Source organism: Patulibacter minatonensis DSM 18081, from assembly GCF_000519325.1.
Taxonomy (GTDB): domain Bacteria; phylum Actinomycetota; class Thermoleophilia; order Solirubrobacterales; family Solirubrobacteraceae; genus Patulibacter; species Patulibacter minatonensis.
The window spans coordinates 3167508-3188928 of record NZ_KI912613.1 but is presented as its reverse complement, the minus strand read 5'-3'; the positions used below and the strand labels follow the sequence as shown (position 1 = coordinate 3188928).

Genomic DNA, 21421 nt, shown 5'->3' with positions numbered 1-21421 from the left:
GGCACGGCGGGGCGGTTCGCCGGGCACCCGCCCGGCGAACCGCCCCCGGTCAGCCGACCTTGATGAGGATGGCGTCGCCCTGGCCGGTGCCGGAGCACGCGGTGGCGATGCCGTAGCCGCCGCCGCGACGGCCGAGCTCGAGGAGCATCGAGCCGATGATGCGGGCGCCGGAGGCGCCGAGCGGGTGGCCGAGGGCGACGGCGCCGCCGTTGACGTTGACCTTCGCGGCGTCGATGCCGAGGTCCTTGATGGTGTTCAGCGCGACCGAGGAGAAGGCCTCGTTGATCTCCCAGACGTCGACGTCGGACGGCTTGAGGCCGGCCTTCTCGAGGGCCTGGAAGGACGCCTTGCCCGGCGTCGTGAGCAGGTTCGGGAAGTCGCCGGCGGCCTGGCCGAAGGAGACGATCTCGCCGAGGACGGTCTTGCCGTTCGCGGCGGCCCACTCGTCGGAGGCCAGGACGAGCGCGGCGGCGCCGTCGTTGACGCCCGGCGAGTTGCCGGCGGTGTGCGTGCCGCCCTTGACGAGGCCGGGGAGCTTGGCGAGGACCTCGACGGTGGTGCCACGGCGCGGGCCCTCGTCGGTGTCGACGACGGTGTCGCCCTTGCGGCCCTTGATCGTCACCGGGACGATCTCGTCGGCGTGCCGGCCGGCGTCCTGGGCGGCGATCGCCTTGTCCTGCGAGCCGGCGGCCCACTCGTCGAGCTGCTCGCGCGTCCAGCCGTGCTCGGTCGCGACCTCGGAGGTCTCGTCGAACATCTGGCGGTGCGTGAAGGAGTTCGTCAGGCCGTCGAGGACCATCGAGTCGAGGAACTCGGCGTGCCCCATCCGGTACCCGGTGCGGGCCTTCGGGAGGAGGTACGGCGCCAGGGACATCGACTCCATGCCGCCCGCGATCGCGGGGCCGGCGTACTCGCCGGCGCGGACGTGGAGGTCGACGGTCGCGGCCGAGCGGATGCTCGACGTGCAGACCTTGTTGATCGTCTCGGACGGGACCGTGTTCGGGATCCCCGCCGCGATCTGCGCCTGGCGGGCGGTGATCTGGCCCTGACCGGCCTGGATCACGTGGCCCATCACGACGTGGACGATCTCGTCCGGCGCGACGCCGGCGCGCTCGAGCGCGCCCTTGATCGCGACGGCGCCGAGCTCGACGGGCTTGACGGTGGACAGTCCTCCGCCGAGCTTCCCGACGGGGGTGCGGGCGGTGCCCAGGATGACGGTCTTGGCCATGGTGCGAGGTCCTCTCTCTGCCGCTCGTGGACACGGGCGTGCCTACGGAGGGTAGGAAGTGTATGCGGACCTCCACCGGACGGCGGGACGGCGGGGTGTGCGGTCCTCCAGCGCGTGCGCCCGGACGTCCGGGGCCCGGCAGGGGTCGGCGGGGGCCGTAGGGTTCTGCGGGTGACCGACACCGCACCGCGTCCCCCCGTCTCCGCCCTCCGCGACGAGGACCCGAAGGCGGACGCCGTCGTCGTGCTGCTCGGGCCGGACGGCCCCCTCGGTGCGCCGGACGACGCCCCGGCGGCGCTCGGCCGGCTCGTCGAGAGCGGGGAGGCCCGCAGCGCGGCCGGGTCCGTGGCGCACACCCACGGCGACGACGGGACGCGTTGGGTGCTGGCGGGCGTGGGCGACGCGCCGACGGCGGAGGACCTCAGGTCGGCGGCCGGTGCCGCGGTCCGTCACGCGCGCGGGCTCCGCGCACGGTCGGTCGTGGTCGTCCTGGACGACGCGGACAGCGCGGGTCCGGTCGCCACGGCGGCGGCGCTCGCGCTCCACGAGCCGGCCAAGGTCGTCGGCCGGCCCGCGTCCGACCCCGATCCCGAGCCCGCCCCCGACGACACGCCGGCCGTGCGGATCGCGGGCCCCGGCGGCGGCGTGCCGGACGACGACGCGGGCGCGGCGGTCACCGCCGGCGCGGCGGTCGGGTCCGCCCAGAACGGCGCCCGCGTGCTCCAGCAGCTGCCGTCGAACCACCTGACCCCGCGGGCGCTCGTCGCGCGCGCGCTGGCGATCGGCGACGAGCTCGACGGCCTGACCGCGACGGCGGAGGTCGGGATCGGCGCGCTGCGCCGCCGGGGCATGGGCCTCTTCTCCGCGGTGTCGCACGGCAGCGACGAGCCCCCGGCGCTGATCACCCTCCGCTACGAGGGCCCCGGGGCCGCCGGGCCGCTGCTCGGACTCGTCGGCAAGGCCGTCACGCACGACACCGGCGGCTACTCGCTGAAGCCGCCGCTCTCGATGCGGACGATGCGCTTCGACATGTCCGGCGGCGCGGCGGTGCTGGGCGCGATGGAGGCGATCGCCCGTCTGCGGCTCCCCGTCCGCGTCCTCGCCGTGGTCTGCTCCACGGAGAACCTCGTCAACGGCTCGGCGATGAAGCCCGACGACGTCTTCACGGCGAAGAACGGCACGACGGTCGAGATCACGAACACCGACGCCGAGGGCCGGCTCGTCCTCGCCGACGGCCTGACGTACGCGCTGGAGCTCGGCGCGGAGCGCCTCGTCGACATCGCCACGCTGACCGGCGGCGTCGTCACCGCGCTCGGGACCTCGCACGCCGGCCTGATGGGCCGCGACGACGACTGGCTCGCGGAGGTCACTGCCGCGGGCGAGGCGACCGGCGAGCGCGTGTGGCGCCTGCCGCTCGAGGACGCCCACCGCGAGCTCCTGAAGAGCCGCCTCGCCGACCTGACCAACAGCGGCGGCCGCGTCGCGCACCCGATCCAGGGGGCCGCGTTCCTCGAGCGCTTCACCGGCGACGCGCCGTGGGCGCACGTCGACATGGCCGCGCTCTCGCACGACCTGCCGCGCAAGTACCTCGCGAAGGGCCCGAGCGGCTGGGGCGTGCGGCTGCTGACCGAGACCGCCCGGCGGGTCGCCGGCTGAGCCGCGGCCCGCGGCGCGGGCGCGGCGTCCGGACGGGGGCGGACCGCTAGCGTGCGGGCCTGCCCCCGGGCCCACGGGCGGCACGCCCGCCGTGATCTCGACCCTCCCCCGTCCCCTCCGCCTGCTCCTGCTGTGGGCCGGCCTGGTCGCCGTCTACGCGGCGGGCCTGACGCTCCCCGCGGCACCGGGACGCGACCTGTCGCAGACGGAGGCGCACCGGCTGCTCGTCGCCCACTCGATCGTCACCGACCGGGACATCGACCTCCTCGACGAGTACATCGCCCGGCCCTACGAGCACTGGGGCGGCATCGCCGGGGTGCGCCCCGGGGCGGCCCTCGCCAACAACGTCGCCGTGCGGCGGGACGAGCGCGGCCGCGAGGGTCCGCCACTCGCCCCCGGCGGCTTCGTCGAGCCGAGCGGCCTGGGCCTCGGCGCCGTGCTCGCCCCGGCCTACTGGGTCGGCCGCACCACCGGGATCGGCGGACCGCTCGCCGTGCAGCTCTGGTGCGCCGGACTCCTCGCCGCGGCGTTCGTGCTGGCCCTCGGCCTGGCCCGTCGGATCGTCCCGGACCCGTGGGCGACCCGCGGCGTGGTGGTCGTCGCGCTGTCGCCCCCGATCGTCCTCGGTGCCACGCAGATCGGGCCGACCGCGCCGACCGCGCTGCTCCTGACCGGGGCGGTCTCCGCGGCGCTCGCCGTCCGCGACCACCCCCGGACGGGCGCGGCGCTGGCGTGCGCGACCCTCTGCGCGCTGGTCCCGTGGATCTGGCTGCCCCTCGCCCCCGCGGCCCTCGTGGTCGCCGCGGCGCTGACCCGCTGGATGCGTCGCCGGCGCCGGGGACTCATGGGGTACCTCGCGCTCGAGGTCCTCCTGCTCTCGGCGTTCATCCTGCTGACGGTCAACGACCGCATCTACGGGGGACCGACGCCGTGGGCCCCGCAGGTCGGCTGGTCGCTGCCGATGTTCTTCGACGGGGCGTGGGACGTCGCCCGGCGGATCGTCGTCTCGCCCGTCGGGCTCCTCGTCGACCGCGACTTCGGGCTGCTGCGGTGGGCGCCCGTGCTCGGGCTCGTCGGCGTCGCCGTCTGGCGCCTCGTCCACTGGCGGCGGTCGCGGCTGTTCCGCGTCTTCGCCGACGAGATCCACGTCGAGGTCAGCGTGCTCTTCCTGCTCCTCGTCCTCGTCGCCGCCACCGTGCCCTACGCGATCCTCTCGCCCTGGCCGGCGACGAACTGGCTCGGCGGGGCCGGGGCCGCGGCGGCGCTGCCGGTGGTGGCCGCGACCGTCGGCTGGGCCTGGCAGCGCGTGCCGCGCGCGGGGGCCGGCCTGGCGGCGCTGACGCTCGTCGGCACCCTCTGGCTGCTCGGGGCGGGCGTCCTGGACGGCGGCGCGGCCACCGACCCGCAGCGCGGGGCGCTGCCGTGGGCCGGCGCCGCGCGCGTCCTCCCGGAGATCCGGCGGTGAGCGACCGCGTGACGGACGCACCCCGGGCTCGGACGACGCGCCGGACGTCGCGGGCCTAGGCTTGGTCCGTGGCGACCGACTCCACCCCCGCCCGCCGCGCCGGCGACGCTCCTGAGGAGCCCACGTCCGGGCACGAGGACGTGCCGGAGACGGCCGCGGCGCCCGGGACCGACCACGGGCCGGACCGCGCGGGCCCCGGTCCGGCGCCCGACATCCGCCGGCCGCCGGCCCCCGCCCGCGGCGGCCTGCTGCACCTGCTGCGGCACGCCCGGACGCACCGGATGCTCGGCTGGCGCTACTGGATCCTCTTCGCGCGGGCCCTGCGGCTGAAGCTGAAGTACCGGGAGCGGATCCAGTTCGACGGGCCGGCGTTCATCTGCTCGGGCGTGCACTTCGAGCTCGGGCCGGACGCCGTCGTCCGCCTGGGCCGCTGGAGCTGGATCGGCGACGACACGAAGGTCCGCTGCCACGAGGGCGAGATCGTGATCGGCAGCAAGAGCGTCATCGGCCAGGAGTGCACGCTCTCCACCTACGAGCGGATCTCGATCGGCCGCGAGTGCATCATCGCCGACCGCTCGATGTTCATCGACTTCGACCACTCCGTCGCCTGGACCGACGCCCCGATCCGCGCCCAGGGCATCTACACGCGACCGGTGACGGTCGGCCACAACGTCTGGGTGGGGTACGGCGCGTCCGTGCTGCGCGGCGCCACGGTCGGGGACAACGCGGTGATCGGCACCTATGCCGTCGTCACGAAGGACGTGCCGACCAACGCGGTCGCGGCCGGCGTCCCCGCCCGGGTCGTCCGGATGCGCGACGCCCCCGAGCGGATGGTCTGGGCCGATCCGCACGACGTCCCGCTGCCGGACGCCGACCGGCGCCGCCTGATCCGCGAGCACGCCCGCCGGTACGGCCTGCCCGTGCCCGAGGACGCCCGCGAACCGGGCTCCGCGGGCGCGGACTGACGACCCCGACGCGGGGCCGCTCCTCATACCCACCGGACGACTTCCGGCGTCGTGCAGACACCGGCTCTCACGAGCGTCTCACGACCCGTGAGAGGTTCCTGAGGAGGCCGCTCCGTCGGAGGTCTGCGCTGTCAGCCTGGCTCCACCAGACGGCCTCCCCGGTCGTCCTTCCCCGAGGAGCCACCCCGTGTCCGTCACTCCGTCCACCCCACTCCAGGCGCCCCGTCGCCGGACCGCCCGCCGCACCATCGGCCTCGGCATCACCGCCGCCGTCGGTGCCGCGTCGCTGCTGGCGCCCGCCGCGGCCTCAGCCGCCCACGTCACGTCGCTCGAGCCGTGGAAAGCGACCAACGCCTACCTCGCGAAGGCCGACATCGACGGCCGCACCGCGCCGCAGCTCGAGCCGCGCGCGAAGGTGAACTACGTCAAGAAGGGCAGCTGGGTCCGGATCACCTGCCAGACGACCGGGCAGATGGCGTACGGCTCGAAGCTCTGGGACAAGGTCGGGAGCTACTACGTCCCCGACCAGCTGCTGAAGACGTACACCGACGGTGCGCTGAAGGGCGTGCCGAAGTGCGGTCCGGGCCAGCAGCCGCCGACCACGCCGCAGCCGCCGACGCCGCCGTCGACCCCGGAGGTCAGCGGCCTCTGGGACCTGGCGCGCAGCACGGGCTTCGGGCCGCTCCCGGCCGACACGAAGCGCATCGTCGAGCGCACCCCGGCGAAGACCGGGAAGGCCGGCGTGGTGATGTTCCGCTTCTTCATCCCGAACAGCCAGGCCGGTGGCCGGCTGTTGAAGGGCGACGGCCGCGGCTGGAACAGCGTGCCGTCGTCGGGCGTGCCGTCCCGGGCGTCGTTGTTCTGGGACACCGAGACCGGCGAGGTCTCGCTGAACGTGGACCCGACGCACATCGCGGACTCGTTCCCGAAGAACTTCTGGGGACTGAAGTACAAGGACCTGCCGGGTCCGTCGCGCATCACCGGCGGCTTCTACTGGCCGCACAAGTACCCGCTCCCCGAGGGACTCCAGGGTGGCTCGACGCACGCCGCGCTGCCGATCACCAACAAGTCCGCCGAGAAGTACGTGACCAGCACCGACTTCCACGCGCGGTACGACAACACCGCGTCGATCTACGGCTCCGCCAAGACCGACACCGTGTACGCGAAGGTCTCCCTGCTGAACTCCGTCACGAACTCGATCGGGATCGGTGCCTGGAGCGTCGACGTGAAGGTCACGATCAAGCAGAACTCCGACGGCAGCTTCAAGGTCCACACCGACGGCAACGGCTACCCCGCCACCGAGGCGTACTACTACCCGAAGGCCGGCGGATCGGGCGCGAAGACGATCTTCCTGCGCAAGATCCACCACTGGGCCTTCGACCGGTCGATCGACGCGAAGTTCGTCGACAAGATCAACACCGGCATCGTGGATCCGGGCGGAGGAATCGCGGCCCTCGACATCGCGTCGGATCTCAGCTGCGACAGCCGGTCCGACGGCGGGAGCGACTGCGACCGCGACGGCATGGGCGCCAACCCGCTGCCGAACCTGATCGCCCCCGATTCCTACGGGACCAGCGCCAAGGACCCGGCCGGCTGAGTCCCCGCCGGCGCGGACGGGACGGCGGTCCGCACCGAGAGGACCACACACGGGCCCGGCGCTTCGCCGGGCCCGCGCGCGTCCGGCCCGGCCCGTCAGCCGCGCTTCCGCGCCGTGACCATGAGGTTGTAGAAGATCCCCGCCGGCAGCCGCCCCTCGAGCAGCCGGCGGTCGACCTTCTGGAAGAAGAGGTAGCCCTTGAAGGCGTACATCTTCCAGCCCCACGGGACGTCCTCGTCGCGCGCGGAGGCCTCGAGGCCGCGGTTGAACCAGCCGAACCAGTTGGCCGCCAGCTCCTCGCCCCGCACGTCGACCTTCTCGAAGCCCGCGGCGTCGATCGGGGCGCGCAGCTCGGCCGGCACGAAGGCGTGGACGTCGACCTGGGACTCGAGCGCGTGGTTCTCGGCGCCGCCGTCGTCGTGGCCGTGCTCGGCCGGGCGGGCCTTGATCGCCCGGCGCCAGAGCGGCGACACGCGGTGCGCGGCGCGCTTGGGCACGACGGCGATCCGGTCGCCCGTGCGGGACGGCTCGCCCGCGAAGAGGATGACGCCGCCGGGGCGCAGGACGCGGTGGAACTCCGCGAAGGCGGCGGCCAGGTCCGGGATGTGGTGCAGGACCGCGTGGCCGAGGACGAGGTCGAAGGACGCGTCGTCGAAGGGCAGCTTCTCGGCGTCGGCGACGAGCGACTCGACCTGCAGCCCAAGCGTGCGGGCGTTCTCGTCGAGCACCGCGATCATGCCCGGCGAGATGTCGGTGGCGACGGCCTCCCGGACGATCCCCGCCTTCAGCATGTGGAGCGTGAAGTAGCCGGTCCCGGCGCCGATCTCGAGCGAGCGGCCGAACGTCGGCAGGGGGCGGCCGAGGAGCTTCTCGAGCTTCTGACGGATCTGGTCGGCGCCGACCTCGCCCCAGTCGATGCCCCACTTCGCGTCGTACTGCGCGGCGGCGCCGTCGTGGTACCGGGTGTTGACGTCGCGGATCTGCTCGGCGACCTCCGGCTCGGCCGCGGCACTACCAGTGGTAGGAAAGGGACTCATGGGCCGCCGCAGTCTACGCGCCCGCCCCGGGGACGGGCGCGGCGGCGGGCGACGGCCGTCCCGTAGATTCCCGGGCCGATGAGCGACGCGCCGCCCCTGTACGTCCAGCGGGACCAGCCCGAGGGCGTGCCCCCGCTGTCGCTGACGGGCGAGCGGACGCTGCCCGACGTGCCGGAGGAGAACTACTGGTACCGGCGGCACCTCGTCGTCTACGAGTGGATCGCGGCGCGGGTCGAGGAGCGCACCGTCGCGGGCCCGACCGGCGGCGGCCCGCAGCAGGTCGTCGACCTGGCGTGCGGCGAGGGCTACGGCACCGCCGTGCTCGGCCGCGTGGCCGCCGAGGCGGTCGGCGTCGACGCCAACCCCGAGGCCTTCGAGCACGCCCGGCTGCGCTACACCGACGACCGCACCCGCTTCGTCCGCACGCTGGTCGAGACGTTCGACGAGCCGTGCGACGTCCTCGTCTTCCTGCAGACGATCGAGCACGTCCAGGACCCCGACGCGATCCTCGAGCGGTTCAGGGGCCTGCTCCGCCCGGGCGGCGAGGCGTACGTCTCGACCCCGAACCTCCTGACCCTCGCGCCCCCCGGCGCCGAGAAGTCGGAGAACCCGTGGCACGTCAAGGAGTACCGCGCCGGCGAGTACCGCGAGCTCCTGGAGCGCCACTTCGGGTCCGTCGAGCTCCTCGGGCTCTACCACGCGCGCAAGCTGAAGCTCCACGCCTGGGCGCTCGAGCACGCCGCGTGGGACCGCATCCACAAGGGCCTGCGGATCACGAAGCCGTTCTACGACCGCTTCACCCCCGCGATCGCGGCGTCGGACTTCGTCCTGCGGTCCGAGGACGACGGGGCGGACCTGGACGAGGCGCTCGACTTCGTGGCCGTGCTCCGGCCGTGAGCAGCGCCGGCCCCGGCGACGGCGGCGGTCCGGGCGCGCTCGCGATCGTCCTGCACACGCACCTGCCGTACGTCGAGGGGTTCGACACCTGGCCGTTCGGCGAGGAGTGGCTCTGGGAGGCCGCCGCCACCTGCTACCTGCCGCTCGGGGAGCTCCTCGACCGGCACGCGGGCGCCCGGGCCCTGACGGTCTCGGTGACCCCGGTCCTCGCCGACCAGCTGCTCGCGCCCGGCGTCGTCGACCGCTTCCGGACCTTCCTCGACGACACCCGCGAGGACGTCTACGGCCGGGAGATCGACGGCTTCCTCGCCGGCGGGCACGAGGACGAGGCCCGGTCGCTGCGGGCCCTCCGGGAGCACTACCGGACCGCGCGGCGCCGGACCGCGGACGCCGCCGAGGTCGCCGGGACGCTGCTCCGCCACGCGTCGTGGACGTCGAGCGCGACCCACGCCGTCCTGCCGCTCCTGGCGTCCCCGGGGGGTGTGGCGACCCAGCTCCGGGCGGGCATCGACGCACACCGCAGGCGCCGCGGTCCGTGGGCCGGCGGCCTGTGGCTCCCGGAGTGCGCCTACGACCCGCGCCTGGACGGCGCGCTCGTCGACCACGGGGTGCGGACCACGTGCGTCGACCTCACCGACCCGCTCGGCCACGGGTCCCCCGCCCACCTGACGCCCTACGCGACCGCGGCGGGCACGATGCTCCTGCCGATCGACCGCGCGCTGATGGACCTCGTCTGGTCGGACGGCGCGATGCCGGCCGCGGCGCCGTACCGCGACACCCACCGGCGCACGACCTTCCACCTGCAGCCGTGGAGCAACGACGGGCACGCGTGGGACCCCGCCCGTGCCGGCCGCCGCGCCCGGGTCGACGCCGCCACGTTCGTCGACGCGGCGATCGCCCGGGTGGCCGACGGCGGCCTGGCGACCGTCGCGCTCGACACCGAGTTCCTCGGGCACTGGTGGATCGAGGGCGTCGGCTGGCTGGAGGCGGTGCTCGACGAGGCCGCCGCCCGCGGCCTGCGGATCGTCCACGCCGACGACGCCGCAGCAGCAGCCCGGCGCGCAGGTCCTCCGCCGCTCCCCGCCCCGGCGCGGCGCACCACGACGTGGGGCACCCCGCGGGACCTCTCCACCTGGAGCGGCCCCGGCGTCGCCGAGCTGGCCTGGGAGGCCCGCCGGCTGGAGCTCGACGTGCTGGCCGCCGGACCTCGGGCGACGCCGCGCGCGTGGCGCGAGCTGCTCGCGCTGCAGTCGAGCGACTGGGCGTTCCTCCGCACCCGCGGGACGGCCGGCGACTACCCGGAGCGACGCTTCGCCGGCCACGCGGAGGCCCTGCGCCTGGAGCTCGCGGCGCCAGGGACGCTCGACGCGGGGCTGCGCGGGCTCGCGCCCCACCTGGAGCCCCCGGACCCCGCGACCCGCGACCCTCAGCTCTCGCCCGCCGCCCGGTAGCGCGCCGCCGCCCGCTCGCGCTCCTCGGCGTGGTCGACGATCGGCGCCGGGTAGTCCTCGCCGATCACGCACCCGGCCTCCTGCTGCTCGATCGGCCCCATCTTCCAGGGCTCGGCGATCCGCTCGTCCGGCACGTGCGCGAGCTCCGGCACCCACCGCCGCACGTAGCGGCCGCGGGGGTCGAAGCGGACGAGCTGCCGGGTCGGGTTGAACATCCGCTGGAAGTACGGCTTCGGGTCCACGCCGATCGACGTCACCCACTGCCAGTTGCCGTCGTTCTGGGTCGGCTCGCCGTCCTGCAGCAGCGCGTAGAAGTGCCGCTCGCCCGCGGTCCAGTCGACGTGGAGGTCCTTCGTCAGGAACGAGCCGACCACGAGCCGCGCGCGGTTGTGCATCCAGCCGGTCGCCGCGAGCTGCCGCATCCCGGCGTCGACGAGCGGGTAGCCCGTGCGCCCGGCCTTCCAGGCCTCGAGCGCCTCCTCGTCGGGCTCCCAGGTGAGGTCCCGGAACCGCGCCTGGTGCGCGCGGCGACGGTCCTCCGGGTGGAAGAGGTAGACGTGGGCGTAGAAGTCGCGCCACGCGAGCTGGCGCACGAACGCCGCGGGACCCTCGCCGGAGAGCTTCCGCGCCCGCGCCTCCAGCCACCGCGGTGAGATCGTGCCCCACCGCAGGTGGGCCGACAGGCCGCTCGTGCCGCCCGCCGCGCGGCTCGACCCCTCCTTGCCGGCGAGGACGTCGTGGAGGTCGTCGTAGTCCTGGATCGGACCGTCGAGCCAACCGCGGGCGGCCTTCAGCCCCGCCTCCTCCCCCGGCTCCGCGAACGGCTCGGGGACGTCCGGGAGGCCCCCGGCGCCCACGTCGTCCGGCGACGGGAGGCCGTCCCCCGCGACCTGCGGCACGGTCAGGGTGCGCGGGGCGTCGAGGACCCGGCGGCGGTCCTGGTGCTCCCACACGCGGTGGAACGGACTGAACACGGTGTAGGGCTTCCCCTGCCCGGTCCGGGGCTCCGACGGATCGGCGACGTACTGCCCGGGCGACGGGACGGCCCGGACGCCGACGGCCTCCAGGGCGTCGGTCACCCGCGCGTCGCGGCGCCGCGCGTGCGGGCTGGCGTCGCTCGTCCACCGCACCGCGCCGGCGTCGACCTCCTCCGCCAGCGCGACCAGCACGTCGGCCGGGTCGCCGTGCCGGACGACCAGGCGTCCCCCGCGCTCCCGCAGGGCGGCGTCGAGCTCCTTCAGGCACCCCGCCAGGAAGTGCGCCCGCGGTCCGCTGGCCGCCGAGCCGCCGGTGATCGTCGGATCGACGACGAACACCGGAACGACGCGCTCCGCGTCGGTGGTGGCACCCCGCAGGGCGGGGTGGTCGCGGACGCGGAGGTCCCGCCGGAACCAGACGATCTCGGTGGTGGCCATGTCGGGTCTACGTACCCGTAGGCGCGCCCGGACGCTCGCGGTCCCGCACGATCGGGTCGAAACACGGGTCGGACCGGCGTAGCATGAGGTGGCATGGACGACGCCGATCCGGACCTGCCGCTGTTCCCCCTCGGACTGGTGGCGCTCCCGGGCGAGCAGGTGCCGCTGCACCTGTTCGAGGAGCGCTATAAGGAGCTCGGTGCCCGTTGCATCGACGAGGACCGCGAGTTCGGGATCGTGCTCGTGGACGAGGACGGTCCCCGCTCCGTGGGCTGCGCGATGCGCGTCACCGAGGTGCTCCAGCGGTTCGAGGACGGGCGCCTGGACGTCGTGACCCGCGGCACGCGCCCGTTCCGGGTGGTCGAGGAGCACCACCGGCACTCCTACGCCTCGGCGCAGGTCGAGTTCCTGCAGGACGAGCAGGAGACCCTCGACCACGACGCCGCCGCCGCGGTGCGCCAGGCGTACGCGTCGCTCGCCAACCAGGCGACGGACCACGAGGTCTCCCCCGCGGAGCTCGTCGCCGCCAGCTCGTACGACCTCGCGGCCTCCGTCGAGTTCGCTCCCGACGCCAAGCAGCAGCTGCTCGAGGCGCGGTCGGAGAACGCGCGGCTGCGGCAGCTCCTGGCCCTCCTGCGGGCGGCGCTCAAGCGGCTCGAGTTCGCGGACCTCGCCGAGGTGCGCGGGGCGAGCAACGGCGTCGTCCGCTTCGGCTGAGGTGCCGGCCGACGCCACCGGTGCGTCGGCGCAGCACGCCGGCGGATCGCCTTCCCCGGACGCTCCGGTCGAGGCCGACGACGACGTCGCGATCCGGTCGGCGACGCTCGCCGACGAGGAGGCCGTCCTGGCGCTGATCGGCGCGGACGAGATCACGCGCGGCCGCGTCCCCGGGACCTGGCCGACGGACGGCCAGCGCGCCGGCTTCCGCCGCATCGTCGGCGCGGACGACCACGACCTCGTCGTCGCGGACCGCGACGGGACGGTCGTGGGCGTCGTCCAGCTGTCGTTCCTGCCCGAGTTCGCCCGCGACGGCGAGCGGGCGCAGCTGGAGACGATGCACGTGGCGTCGTCCGAGCAGCGCCGGGGCGTGGGCCGCGCGCTCATCGAGCACGCGATCCGGCGGGCACGGGAGCGCGGTTGCGGCCTCGTCCAACTGACCAGCGGGACGTTCCGCCCCGACGCCCACCGATTCTACGCCGCCATGGGGTTCGAGCCGACCCACGTCGGCTTCAAGCTCGCGCTCTGACCGCGTCCGGCCGGCCGGTCGGGGCGGGACGCCCGCCGCCGATCAGCCGCCAGGCGCCGGTCAGCGCCGCCCCGCGGCCTTGCGGATGACCGCCGCGCAGACGCCCGGATCGTCCGTGAACGGCACGTGCCCGCAGCCGTGGAGCGTCACGTGGCGGGCCTGCGGCAGGGCCGAGCGGGCGCGCGCGGACTGAGACCGGTACGGGAGCAGCAGGTCGCGCGAGCCCCACGACACGGTGACGGGGACGTCGTCCGGCAGGCCGTCGCCGTCCGCGAAGTCGTAGGCGTCGAAGCCGCGCAGCGCGGCGTCGAAAGCCGGCGCGCCCCACGCGTCCCGGAGGGTGGCCTCGGCCTCGTCGGCGGGCACCTGCCACGGCCGTCCGTAGAGCGTCCCGGCCAGCGCGGTCCGACCGGCCCGCGTGCGGATCAGCCGCGACACGGCCGGGCGCGACACCTTCGGGAGCCCGGCCAGGAGCGCGAGCGACGCCTGCGCGTACCGGCGCTCCCCGGCCGACCAGAAGCCCGCGGGCGACACCGCGTGGGCCGAGCGGACGACGCCGCGCCGGGCGAGCTCCAGGGCGATCGCGCCACCCATCGAGTTGCCGGCGACGTGCGGGCGGTCGAGACCGCGCTCGGCGATCCAGGCGGCGAACGCGTCGGCGTAGGCGGGGATCGTCCGCGGCACGTCCTCCGGCAGCCCGGGCGAGCGCCCGAAGCCGGGCGAGTCGCAGGCGAGGACGTCGAACTCGCGAGCGAGCTCCGGGATCACCGGCGCCCACGCCTGCCAGTGGTGCCCGATCCCGTGGATCAGGACGAGCGGCTCGCCGGCGCCCTCGCGGTGGTGGTGGATCTCCGGTGCCTGCATGGTCCCGGTCCCGGTCGCCGCGGCCGCGCGGTCGGTGGTGCTCATCGGCCGGCCACCGCGACGTCGGCCCCGCGGACGAGCTCCTCGGCCCGGCCGATCGGCTCGTACTCGTCGAGGTCGACCTCGCGCGTGTGGCGCCGGTACTCGACCATCTGGCCGGGCCAGTTGTTCACGATGCGTCCGTCCTTCCCCTGGCGGTACCAGGAATCGCAACTCGACCACACCGAGCGGCGCAGCCGGTCCTGCACGTCGTCCGTCGACACGCGCTGGACGTCGCCGCGGAGCGCCAGCGCGGCGATCCCGCTCGTCCGCAGCTTCCGCAGCGCGTCGAGGACGTACCCGACCTGCGCCTCGATCATCACGACGATCGAGCCGAAGCCGAGGTTCGTGTTCGGGCCGTAGAGGAGGAAGAGGTTCGGGAAGCCGGCGACGGTGATCCCGAGGTGCGCCGCCGCGCCGTCCCGCCACTCGTCGGCCAGCCGCCGCGTGGTGCCGCCGACGTCGGTCGCGTCGACCTCGATGGGCGCGACGAACTCCTGGGCCTTGAAGCCCGTCCCCCAGATCAGGACGTCGACCGGGCGCTCCGTCTCGGTGCCGTCGGCGTCGCGGGCGACGACGCCCGTCGGCGTGACCCGCACGATCGGATCGACGACGACCTCGACGTCGTCGCGGACGAGCGCCGGGAGGAACGACGAGCTGAAGAGCACGCGCTTGCAGCCGATCGGGTAGTCCGGGATGAGCTTCGCCCGCAGCGCCGGGTCCTTCACCTGGTTCCGCATGTGCCACGTGGACCACGCGCGGAGCGACAGCCGGAGCGGCGGGATCCGCGTCTGCGCCGCGATCCCGGACTCCATGAACGTCCACATCGCGGTGCGGCGGAGCGCCTGCAGGCCGGGGACGTGCTGGATCATCCGGCGGGCCCACGGCGCGTAGGGCCGGTTGCGCCGCGGCAGCATCCAGTTCGCGGTGCGCTGGTAGACGTCGAGGTGCCCGGCCTCCTCGGCGACGGGCGGGACGAACTGCGCGGCGCTCGCCCCGGTGCCGACGACGGCGACGCGACGCCCCTTCAGCGGGACGTCGTGGTCCCAGCGGGCGGAGTGGAAGCTGTCGCCGGCGAAGTCCTCGCGTCCCGGGATCGACGGGTAGGCCGGCTTCGAGAGCTGGCCGCACGCCATCGCCAGCGCGGCGCACGTCACCCGCTCGCCACCGGCGAACTCGACGGTCCAGCGCGCGGTCGCCTCGTCCCACGACGCCCGGTCGACCGTCACGCCGGTCCGCACGCGCTCGGTCAGCCGGTGGTGCCGGGCGACGTCGTGGAGGTACGTGCGGATGTCCTCCTGCCGCGGGCACGGACGGTCCCAGTCCTTCCGCTGGTCGGTGGAGAGCGAGTAGAGGTACGACGGCACGTCGCACGCGGCACCGGGGTACACGTTGTCGCGCCAGACGCCGCCGAGCTCGTCCGCCTGCTCGACGAGCAGCCAGTCGTCCTGTCCGGCCTGCCGCAGGCCGACGGCCATCGCGATGCCGCTGAAGCCGCCGCCGACGATGAGCGTCCCGACGTCGACGTCGGGACGCGAGCGTCCGGTGGCGGTGGGCAGGCCGTCGAGGAGCGCGGTCACGAGGCGGCGCCGGCGGTGATCCCGACCCGGCCGCGGATGAGGTCGGCGGCGCGCTCGCCGATCATCATCGTCGGCGCGTTCGTGTTGCCGCCGGTGATGACGGGCATGATCGAGGCATCGGCGACGCGCAGGCCCTTGAGACCGTGGACGCGGAGCTCCGAGTCGACGACGGCGTGCTCGGCGGTGTCGCTCATCCGGCAGGTGCCGACGGGGTGGTAGATGAGCATCAGGCGCTTGCGGATGTCGTCCTCGAGGTCCTCGTCCGAGACGATGTCGCGCCCGGGCTTGATCTCACGGACGATCTTCGACCGCAGCGGCTCCTGGGCGGCGATCTCGCGGGCGAGCTTCATGGCGGCGACGAGCGAGCGCAGATCGTCGGGGTGCTCGAGCGAGTTCGTGAGGATCCGCGGCTTCGCGGTCGGGTCCTTCGACGCGAGCCACACCTTGCCTCGGGCCTGCGGCGAGACGAGGACCGGCCCGAGCACGATCGCGTGCCCGTCGAAGGTCTCGAAGCCGTGGTCCTCGTAGTACGCGGCACCCATGTGGAACTGGATGTCCGCCGCCGGGAGACCGGGGCGGGTCCGCACGAACGCGTTGACCTCCGCGACGGTCGAGGTCAGCTTGCCGGTGCGCTTCATCGCCCACTCGAGCAGGTGCTTCGGCTTGTCGGCCTGGTAGAGCGTGTCGGGGTCGTTCACCTCGTAGAGGGCGCCGAGGAACGGGTGGTCCTGGAGGTTCCTCCCGACGCCCGGCAGCTCGTGGCGGACCTCGATCCCGACGGCGGCGAGGTCCTCGGGATCGCCGATCCCGGAGAGCTGCAGGATCTGCGGGGAGTTGATCGCGCCGGCGGAGAGGACGACCTCGCGGGTCGCGTGCGCGACGGACTCCTGGCCCTTCCGGGAGTAGCGCACGCCCGTGACGCGGTCCCCGTCGAGCTCGAGCCCGAGGACGAGCGCGCCCGTGATCACCTCGACGTTCGGGCGCTTCATCGCGGGCTTCAGGTAGGCGTCCGCGGAGCTCCAGCGTCGACCGTTCTTCTGGAACACCTGGAACGGTGCGACGCCGTCCTGCTCGGGGCCGTTGTAGTCGGTGGCCCGCGGGATGCCGGCGGCGACGCACGACTCGAGGATGTCCGTGCCGAGCGGCCGCGGGGAACGCTGGTCGGCGACCTCGACCGGGCCGCCGACCCCGTGGAACTCGGACGCGCCGCCGGCGTTGTTCTCGGCCCGCTTGAAGTACGGAAGCACGTCGTCCCAGCCCCAGCCGGGCGCGCCCTGGTCCTCCCAGAGGTCGAAGTCCAGCGGCCGGCCGCGGACGTAGAGCATGGCGTTCATCGAGCTCGAGCCGCCGAGCAGCTTCCCGCGCGGCACGTACATGCGCCGACCGTCGACGTGCGGCTCGGGCTCCGTCGCGTAGTCCCAGTCCGCCCCCGTGTGGAACAGGTTCGGGAACGCGGCCGGGATCTTGACGTTGACGCTCCCATCCTTCCCGCCGGCCTCGAGCACGAGGACCTGGACCTCCGGGTCCTCGCTCAGGCGGTTGGCGAGGACGCAGCCGGCGGAGCCGGCTCCCACGATCACGTAGTCGGCGTTGGGCATGGCCCAGTCTCGCCCGCGGGCGGCCGGCCGACACTGTGGCTCGACCACAGTCACGAGGCGAGTGGCGGTTCCCGGAGTCCACCGCCAGGGCGCAGGTCCGGAGCGACCCGGGTGCGGACGTCCCGCCGGTGCGGCGCCCGGCCCGAGTCAGGCGACGGCGACCGCCCCGCCCCGCCGCGGGTCCGCCGCACCCGTGAGCACGCCGGTCGCCGGGTCGCGCGCGACGAGCTGGACGCCGCCGAAGTACAGGTTCTGCGCCCGGAACTCGACGGCGGTCCGGCCCCCGGTCCAGTCGCCGACCGCGCCCAGCAGACCCGGCTCGGCGTAGACGACGCCCTCCTCGACGTGGATGCGCGGGGCCTCGACCGCGCCCACCGGCCCGAGCCCACGGTCGACCAGTCCGACCACGGTCTGCAGGAGGGCGGAGCGGATCCGGGCCGAGCCGGCGGAGCCGAGGATCGCCTCGACGGTCCCGATCGTCGGCCCGCCGGCGGCGGCGGGGCCGCCCGGACCGAGCACCGCGGTCGGGGCCATCATCGACGGCATCCGCCGGCCCGGCGGGAACGGCGCCAGGTCGCGCGCCACGGAGCCCTCGCCCCCGCGCAGCCGCGGGTTGAGGTCCTCCTCGCCCATGATGTTGTTCAGGTGGATCCCGGTCCCGGGCACGATCACGCCGGAGCCCTCGCCGTTGGTCGTCGTGATCGCGCAGCTCAGGCCGTCGGCGTCGATCACGGACAGGTGCGTCGTCGAGCCGAGGCGGAGCCGCAGCAGCTCGTCGGCGAAGCCCTCGCGGACGAGGCCCTGCTCGAAGGCGTCCGTGCGCTCGGCGTCGGCGTCGGCCATCGCGGCGACGAGCTCGGCGGGGCTCGGGCCCTCCGCGTCCTCTGCGTGTCGTCCGACGGCCACCGGCGCGCGCACGCCGCCGGCGCGCGCCGCATCGCGATCCAGCCGCGCGAGCGCCAGCGCGAGCAGCACGCCGCCCGCCGACGGCGGTGGGACCGTCAGGACGGTGCGGTCCCGGTACGGCAGCCGGATCGGGGCGCGTTCGACGGCCCGGTAGCCGGCGAGGTCGGCTCGGGTCAGAACGCCGCCGTGCCGCGCGGCCCAGTCGACGCACGCCGCGGCGAGATCGCCGTCCCGCAGCGGCGCCACGCCCTCGGCGCCGAGCCGCTCGATCGTGTCGCCGAGCTCCGGGTCGCGGAGCAGGTCGCCCTCCCGCAGGAGCAGGTCCCCCGGGGCCCAGAGCGCCGCGGACTCGGGCGACGACACGAGGATCCCGTGCAGGAGGTCGGCGACGAACGCCTGCTGGCGGTTCAGGACGACCCCCTCGCGCGCCATCGCCGCCGCGGGGGCCGCCAGGTCGGCGAGCGGCAGTCGCCCCCACCGCTCGTGCAGCCGGACCAGGCCGTCCAGCAGCCCGAAGGCCGCGACCGACGCGCCGCCGACGTGGAAGACCTGGTGGGCGTCCCCGAAGTCGACCTCGACGGCGTGGAGCCCGTCGAGCGGGTCGCGGGCGGTGCGCTCGCGCTCGCCGGCGTCCGCGGGGCGCCGGCCCGGGACCTGGCAGAACGCGTCGATCGCCAGAGCGGGTCCGTCGGGCGGAACGGCGAGGAGGTGCCCGCCCGCGGCAGGGCCGGTCAGGAGCGGCTCGCAGACCCAGGAGGCGAACGTGCCGGCGACGGTCGCGTCGGCAGCGGTCCCGCCCTCGCGCAGGACGGCGGCGGCGATCTCGGCGGACCGCGGGTGGCCGGCGGCGACGGTGCCGCGGGACGGAGCCATCGGCGGATGGTCCCAGAACGACGGACGGCCGCCTCTCGGCGGCCGTCGGTGCCCGCTCAGGGGCGCCGTGCCAGGTGCTCCGCGCGCCCGGCCCGGGGATGTCGTCCGGGTGGCCCGAGCACCCGGGACCCGGGCGTGGCCCGGACCCGCGACGCCCGGGCCTGGGCCCGGTCCCCTGCCCCGCTACCGGTGGCGGGGTGCGAACTCCGGGACGCCCCAGCCGCCGCCACCGCCACCGCCGCGCGTCGACGGCTGCGCCGCCTCCTGGCGTCGGGCGGGGCGCGGGGCGATGCCGCCGCGCGAGGCCGAGACCGGCTCGCGGGTGGCGCGCACGGGCTCCCGACCGGCGTCGCGCTCCTCGGCCCGCTCGCGCGGCGTCTGCCGGCGCACGGTCGTCGGCTCGACGTCGGCCGCGTGCAGGTGCGGCTGGTGGTCGTAGCCGGTGGCGACGACGGTGACCCACACCTCGTCGCCCATCTTCTCGTCGACCTGCGCGCCGAAGATGATGTTCGCGTCGGGGTGCGCGGCCGCGCCGATGGCCTCGGCGGCCTCGTTGATCTCCCACAGCGAGAGGTCGCCGCCGCCGACGACGGACAGCAGGATGGCCTTGGCGCCGTCCATGGAGGTCTCGAGCAGCGGGGAACTGACGGCGCGCTCGGCGGCCTGGACCGCGCGGGACTCGCCGGTGCCGTGGCCGATGCCCAGGAGGGCGGCGCCGCGGTCCTGCATGATCGTGCGGACGTCCGCGAAGTCGAGGTTGATGAGGCCCGGGACCGTGACCAGTTCCGAGATGCCCTGGACGCCCTGGCGCAGGACGTCGTCGGCGACGCGGAAGGCGTCGACCATCGACGTGTTGCGCTCGAGCACCGACAGCAAGCGGTTGTTCGGGACGACGATGAGGGTGTCGACCTCCTCCGACAGCTCGCGGATGCCGACCTCGGCCGACTCGGCGCGACGCTTGCCCTCGAAGGCGAACGGCTTGGTGACGATGCCGACGGTCAGCGCGCCGAGCTCGCGGGCGATGCGCGCCACGATCGGGGCGGCGCCGGTGCCGGTGCCGCCGCCCTCGCCGGCGGCGATGAAGACCATGTCCGCGCCGCGGAGCGTCGTCTTGATCTCGTCGTACTCCTCCATGGCGGCGGTGCGGCCGACGCCCGGGTTCGCGCCGGCGCCGAGACCGCGCGTCGAGGCCTGGCCGATGTGGATCGTCGCGTCCGCGGCGGAGTCGAGCAGCGACTGCGCGTCGGTGTTGATCGCGATGAACTCGACGCCGGTGATGCCGGCCTCGACCATGCGGTTGACGGCGTTGGTGCCACCGCCGCCCACGCCGACGACGCGGATGACCGGGCCGTAGGCGTTGTGGATCGGCTGGTTGCGCTCGCCCCACGCCTCGACGGTCGCCGCGGTCTGCGCGACGTGGTCGACGTACGGACCCTCGAGCTCCTCGCGGGTCGGCTCGACGTCGGCGAGGCCCAGGATCTGGGCCGGGTCGGCGTCGAGGCCCACGCGCTGCGGGTAGCGGGAGTCATGGGCCGCCTGCGACGCCGGGGCCGGCGAGGACTGCGGAGCCTCGTCGGTGCGGCGGAAGAGGTCGGCCAGCGGGCCCTCGCGGAGGCTGGAGCGGTTCGGGTTCTGCGGGGTCATGAGCGGAGCACCTCTTGAGCAAGGTCGCGGTAGGCCTGGGCGGCCGTACTGTCAGGGTCGTAGCGGAGCACCGACATCCCCTTGACGGGGGCCTCGGCGAAACGGATGGTCTTCCGCACGCGGGTCACGAACATCTCGGCGCCGAAGTGCTCCTCGAGCATCTCCAGCGCTTCCTTGGCGTGCACGGTGCGGGTGTCCAGGAGGGTCGGGAGGATCCCCTGGATCTGCAGGCCCGGGTTCAGCTGCTCTCGGACCATGTCGACGGTCTGGCGCAGCTGGGCCAGCCCGCGCAGCGAGAGGTACTCGGCCTGGACGGGCACGATCACCTTCGACGCGGCGCAGAGGGCGTTGATCGTCAGCAGCCCGAGCGAGGGCGGCGTGTCGATGCAGACGTAGTCGTAGTCGTCCCGGACGGCGCGCAGCGCACGCTCGAGGGCACGCTCGCGGCCGATCATCGGGGCCATCGCGACCTCGGCCGAGGCCAGGTCGATCGAGGCCGCGGCGACGTCGATCTCCCGCGCGTGGGTGACCTCGGCGATCGGGTGGCCCTGGACGAGCACGTGGTACATCGACGGGACCACCTGGTCCGGGTCGAGGCCCTGCGACATCGTCAGGTTCCCCTGCGGGTCCAGGTCGACCGCCAGGACGCGGTGGCCCTGCTCCTTGAGCGCGACGGCGAGGTTCAGGGTCGTCGTCGTCTTCGCGACGCCGCCCTTCTGGTTCGCCATGACGATCACGGTCGGACCGGCGGTCGGCGCCGGCGCGGCCGGCGGATCGGCCTGCACCACGGCGTGCCGCGGGGCCGCGGGAGCGCGGTCCAGGGCCGACCCGAAGGCGGCGCGCGAGACGTGGTGTGGCATCTGGTCCTGGGACACGGTGGGAGGCCGGGCGTCGGGGACGTCCTGCGATGACCTGATTCGCCCCGTCCCCCGGCGTTCCTTCCCGGTCGTCGAAGTTCCG

At 74.7% G+C, this 21421-nt stretch carries 17 protein-coding genes; 8 read left to right on the top strand and 9 right to left on the bottom strand.

All coding sequences use genetic code 11. The features are described 5' to 3' along the window. Positions 1–49: 49 nt before the first annotated feature. Positions 50–1228 (bottom strand): acetyl-CoA C-acyltransferase, encoded by a 1179-nt coding sequence (locus tag PATMI_RS0114710; protein ID WP_026911433.1) that lies wholly within the window; start codon positions 1226–1228, stop codon positions 50–52. 171 nt (positions 1229–1399) lie between these two features. Between PATMI_RS0114710 and PATMI_RS30365 the strand changes: the two genes are divergently transcribed. The 4 genes from PATMI_RS30365 (at position 1400) to PATMI_RS0114690 (ending at position 6911) form a co-directional block, all read left to right on the top strand. Beyond that, positions 1400–2884, top strand: a complete 1485-nt coding sequence (locus tag PATMI_RS30365; RefSeq protein WP_051471699.1) for a leucyl aminopeptidase family protein — start codon at positions 1400–1402, stop codon at positions 2882–2884. A 91-nt stretch (positions 2885–2975) separates the two neighbouring features. Beyond that, positions 2976–4349, top strand: coding sequence for a hypothetical protein (locus PATMI_RS0114700; protein WP_026911432.1), 1374 nt, complete (start codon positions 2976–2978; stop codon positions 4347–4349). Positions 4350–4417: 68 nt separating this feature from the next. Beyond that, positions 4418–5314 carry an acyltransferase gene (locus tag PATMI_RS30360; protein WP_245604172.1) on the top strand — a complete coding sequence of 299 codons (897 nt, stop codon included), beginning with the start codon at positions 4418–4420 and terminating at the stop codon, positions 5312–5314. A 187-nt stretch (positions 5315–5501) separates the two neighbouring features. Beyond that, positions 5502–6911: a hypothetical protein gene (locus tag PATMI_RS0114690; RefSeq protein WP_026911431.1), complete on the top strand. Its 1410-nt coding sequence runs from the start codon at positions 5502–5504 to the stop codon at positions 6909–6911. Positions 6912–7006: 95 nt separating this feature from the next. Here the strand turns inward: PATMI_RS0114690 and PATMI_RS0114685 are convergent, their stop codons facing one another. Further along, on the bottom strand, positions 7007–7948 hold the full coding sequence (locus PATMI_RS0114685; protein ID WP_026911430.1) for a class I SAM-dependent methyltransferase: 942 nt from the start codon (positions 7946–7948) through the stop codon (positions 7007–7009). 78 nt (positions 7949–8026) lie between these two features. Between PATMI_RS0114685 and PATMI_RS0114680 the strand changes: the two genes are divergently transcribed. Further along, a complete protein-coding gene (locus PATMI_RS0114680; protein ID WP_026911429.1) occupies positions 8027–8845 on the top strand; it encodes a class I SAM-dependent methyltransferase in 819 nt (272 codons plus the stop codon). Further along, positions 8842–10296 (top strand): 1,4-alpha-glucan branching protein domain-containing protein, encoded by a 1455-nt coding sequence (locus PATMI_RS0114675; protein ID WP_026911428.1) that lies wholly within the window; start codon positions 8842–8844, stop codon positions 10294–10296. Before PATMI_RS0114680 ends, PATMI_RS0114675 begins: the two co-directional genes overlap by 4 nt. Here the strand turns inward: PATMI_RS0114675 and PATMI_RS30355 are convergent. Continuing rightward, positions 10272–11711 carry a cryptochrome/photolyase family protein gene (locus PATMI_RS30355; protein ID WP_036725902.1) on the bottom strand — a complete coding sequence of 480 codons (1440 nt, stop codon included), beginning with the start codon at positions 11709–11711 and terminating at the stop codon, positions 10272–10274. The two genes, PATMI_RS0114675 and PATMI_RS30355, sit on opposite strands and share 25 nt — an antisense overlap. Positions 11712–11804: 93 nt before the next feature. Here PATMI_RS30355 and PATMI_RS0114665 point away from each other — a divergent pair, with 93 nt between their 5' ends. Both PATMI_RS0114665 and PATMI_RS0114660 read left to right on the top strand, forming a co-directional pair. Further along, positions 11805–12428 (top strand): LON peptidase substrate-binding domain-containing protein, encoded by a 624-nt coding sequence (locus tag PATMI_RS0114665; RefSeq protein ID WP_026911427.1) that lies wholly within the window; start codon positions 11805–11807, stop codon positions 12426–12428. A gap of 1 nt (position 12429) precedes the next feature. Continuing rightward, positions 12430–12957 (top strand): GNAT family N-acetyltransferase, encoded by a 528-nt coding sequence (locus PATMI_RS0114660; protein WP_051471698.1) that lies wholly within the window; start codon positions 12430–12432, stop codon positions 12955–12957. A gap of 60 nt (positions 12958–13017) precedes the next feature. Here PATMI_RS0114660 and PATMI_RS0114655 read toward each other — a convergent pair whose 3' ends face one another. The 6 genes from PATMI_RS0114655 to PATMI_RS30345 all read right to left on the bottom strand — a co-directional run bounded on the left by PATMI_RS0114655 (position 13018) and on the right by PATMI_RS30345 (position 21321). Further along, positions 13018–13866, bottom strand: a complete 849-nt coding sequence (locus PATMI_RS0114655) for an alpha/beta fold hydrolase (RefSeq protein WP_026911425.1) — start codon at positions 13864–13866, stop codon at positions 13018–13020. Further along, positions 13863–15440, bottom strand: a complete 1578-nt coding sequence (locus PATMI_RS0114650) for a flavin-containing monooxygenase (RefSeq protein ID WP_211241741.1) — start codon at positions 15438–15440, stop codon at positions 13863–13865. Before PATMI_RS0114650 ends, PATMI_RS0114655 begins: the two co-directional genes overlap by 4 nt. Continuing rightward, entirely contained in the window at positions 15437–17038 is a 1602-nt protein-coding gene (locus PATMI_RS0114645; RefSeq protein ID WP_026911423.1) for a GMC family oxidoreductase, read from the bottom strand. The genes PATMI_RS0114650 and PATMI_RS0114645 overlap by 4 nt, the downstream gene beginning before the upstream one ends. A 147-nt stretch (positions 17039–17185) precedes the next feature. After that, positions 17186–18817, bottom strand: a complete 1632-nt coding sequence (locus PATMI_RS0114640) for a gamma-glutamyltransferase (protein WP_026911422.1) — start codon at positions 18815–18817, stop codon at positions 17186–17188. A 183-nt stretch (positions 18818–19000) separates the two neighbouring features. Beyond that, on the bottom strand, positions 19001–20461 hold the full coding sequence (gene ftsZ, locus PATMI_RS30350) for a cell division protein FtsZ (protein WP_084269968.1): 1461 nt from the start codon (positions 20459–20461) through the stop codon (positions 19001–19003). Beyond that, positions 20458–21321, bottom strand: coding sequence for a ParA family protein (locus tag PATMI_RS30345; RefSeq protein WP_084269967.1), 864 nt, complete (start codon positions 21319–21321; stop codon positions 20458–20460). The genes ftsZ and PATMI_RS30345 overlap by 4 nt, the downstream gene beginning before the upstream one ends. Between the last annotated feature and the right edge of the window lie 100 nt (positions 21322–21421).

Excerpts from the sequence above, each read along its gene's own strand:
- PATMI_RS0114710 (WP_026911433.1), bottom strand. The coding sequence starts at position 1,228 with ATGGCCAAGACCGTCATCCTGGGCACCGCCCGCACCCCCGTCGGGAAG.
- ftsZ (WP_084269968.1), bottom strand. The coding sequence starts at position 20,461 with ATGACCCCGCAGAACCCGAACCGCTCCAGCCTCCGCGAGGGCCCGCTG.
- PATMI_RS0114655 (WP_026911425.1), bottom strand. The coding sequence starts at position 13,866 with ATGAGCACCACCGACCGCGCGGCCGCGGCGACCGGGACCGGGACCATG.
- PATMI_RS0114645 (WP_026911423.1), bottom strand. The coding sequence starts at position 17,038 with ATGCCCAACGCCGACTACGTGATCGTGGGAGCCGGCTCCGCCGGCTGC.
- PATMI_RS0114640 (WP_026911422.1), bottom strand. The coding sequence starts at position 18,817 with ATGGCTCCGTCCCGCGGCACCGTCGCCGCCGGCCACCCGCGGTCCGCC.
- PATMI_RS0114685 (WP_026911430.1), bottom strand. The coding sequence starts at position 7,948 with ATGAGTCCCTTTCCTACCACTGGTAGTGCCGCGGCCGAGCCGGAGGTC.
- PATMI_RS0114665 (WP_026911427.1), top strand. The coding sequence starts at position 11,805 with ATGGACGACGCCGATCCGGACCTGCCGCTGTTCCCCCTCGGACTGGTG.
- PATMI_RS30355 (WP_036725902.1), bottom strand. The coding sequence starts at position 11,711 with ATGGCCACCACCGAGATCGTCTGGTTCCGGCGGGACCTCCGCGTCCGC.
- PATMI_RS30345 (WP_084269967.1), bottom strand. The coding sequence starts at position 21,321 with ATGCCACACCACGTCTCGCGCGCCGCCTTCGGGTCGGCCCTGGACCGC.
- PATMI_RS0114680 (WP_026911429.1), top strand. The coding sequence starts at position 8,027 with ATGAGCGACGCGCCGCCCCTGTACGTCCAGCGGGACCAGCCCGAGGGC.